Below are 1438 nucleotides of genomic sequence, written 5' to 3' on the forward strand. Positions count from 1 at the left end.
TTATGGATTGCCTTGCCACCTGTCAAAACAGTTTGGTTGGCCCACTGGACTATTATTTAATGAAGTTATGGCAAAAAAGGCAGATTATCCACAAGCCCGCCACCTGCGCATTATTGAACTATTCTTGCTAAAGAGCAACCAATATTGAAACATTTTGCAAGGCCATGGTGTCAGAATATCGACCCTCCAGGCGTCAGAGGAGTCGAGATGTAAATTACGTTAATAAGATGACACACACTGTCTCAGCCATTTTGCTCTCTATGGTGTGCAATAAAGGTGTTAACAGTAGTCAAAATAAGATAATTTTGATCTTTGGATGGTTTTGGCAAACATGTTGCTTGGTATACGCATACCGGGGCTGTTGGCTCAGTCCAATCCATGCAATAATAATCAAGGAGGAGGAGCAAGACCATGGTGATCCATTTCAAAGGTGACTCTGAAGAGCTCTATCGTTGGCGATCGATTAAGCACTCTCTCTTGCTGGTAACAGCAATTTTTTGCTCCACTCTGTTGGTGGTAGCCTTTTCGACAGCAGTGCAAAAGGCAACCTACTTTGTGAGCCATTCCATTCGTTAGCCGTTGTATTGTGATTTGTCGATGTCAGGGAAAAGATGACTGAAGAACAACACCCCGTTCCGTTGCGACGCACCTTTGCCATTATTTCCCATCCGGATGCCGGCAAAACCACACTCACTGAAAAGTTGCTGCTCTTTGGCGGCGCGATACAGATGGCTGGACGAGTAAAGGCGCGTGGACAGCAACGTTTGGCACGCTCAGACTGGATGAAGGTGGAGCAGGAGAGGGGTATTTCTGTAACCGTTTCTGTCATGACCTATCACTACCAAGGGCTGACCTTTAATCTCTTGGATACCCCAGGCCATGCCGATTTTAGCGAGGATACCTACCGTACTTTGACGGCAGTGGATTCGGCTATCATGGTGATCGACGCCGCCAAGGGGATCGAGGCGCAGACTCTCAAGTTGTTTGAGGTCTGTCGCTTGCGCAATGTACCAATTATTACTTTCATCAATAAAATGGATCGTGATGGTAGGGATCCATTTGATTTGATGAGTGAAATTGAAGAGCAGTTGGCTTTGGAAGCCACTCCGGCCACTTGGCCAATTGGGGTGGGACGGGATTTTCTCGGCTGTTATGATTTGCGTGCCGATCAGTTATTGTTTATGGATCGCAGTGATGGCCGCGAGGTATTGGATGGAGTGACCTGCAATGGTTTGCAGGATAATAAGATTGATCAACTCATCCCTTCTGGTGCCGCCAAAACTCTGCGCGAAGAGGTGGAGATGGTACGTGGTTTATGTCCTGCTTTTAATTTGACCAGTTATCGGCAGGGTCATATGACACCAGTGTTTTTTGGCAGTGCCATCAATAATTTTGGTGTCAGGGAATTGTTGCAGGGTGTCTTGGAATTGGCACCAGC

2 protein-coding genes are annotated in these 1438 nt (G+C 46.8%); both read left to right on the plus strand.

Features of this window, described 5'->3' with window-relative positions:
* Positions 1–411 precede the first annotated feature (411 nt).
* The gene (locus EJP87_RS18135) at positions 412–576 is read left to right on the plus strand and encodes a hypothetical protein (RefSeq protein ID WP_193771472.1); all 165 of its coding nucleotides are present in this window, start codon (positions 412–414) and stop codon (positions 574–576) included.
* A 35-nt stretch (positions 577–611) separates the two neighbouring features.
* Positions 612–1438, plus strand: an 827-nt coding sequence (locus EJP87_RS16340) for a GTP-binding protein (protein ID WP_130472908.1), incomplete at its 3' end; no start/stop codon positions are given.

It is taken from the genome of Candidatus Magnetaquicoccus inordinatus (genome assembly GCF_004217665.1).
Lineage (GTDB): Bacteria > Pseudomonadota > Magnetococcia > Magnetococcales > Magnetaquicoccaceae > Magnetaquicoccus > Magnetaquicoccus inordinatus.

Coding starts and splice junctions, on each gene's coding strand:
- EJP87_RS18135 (WP_193771472.1), top strand. CDS start 412: ATGGTGATCCATTTCAAAGGTGACTCTGAAGAGCTCTATCGTTGGCGA.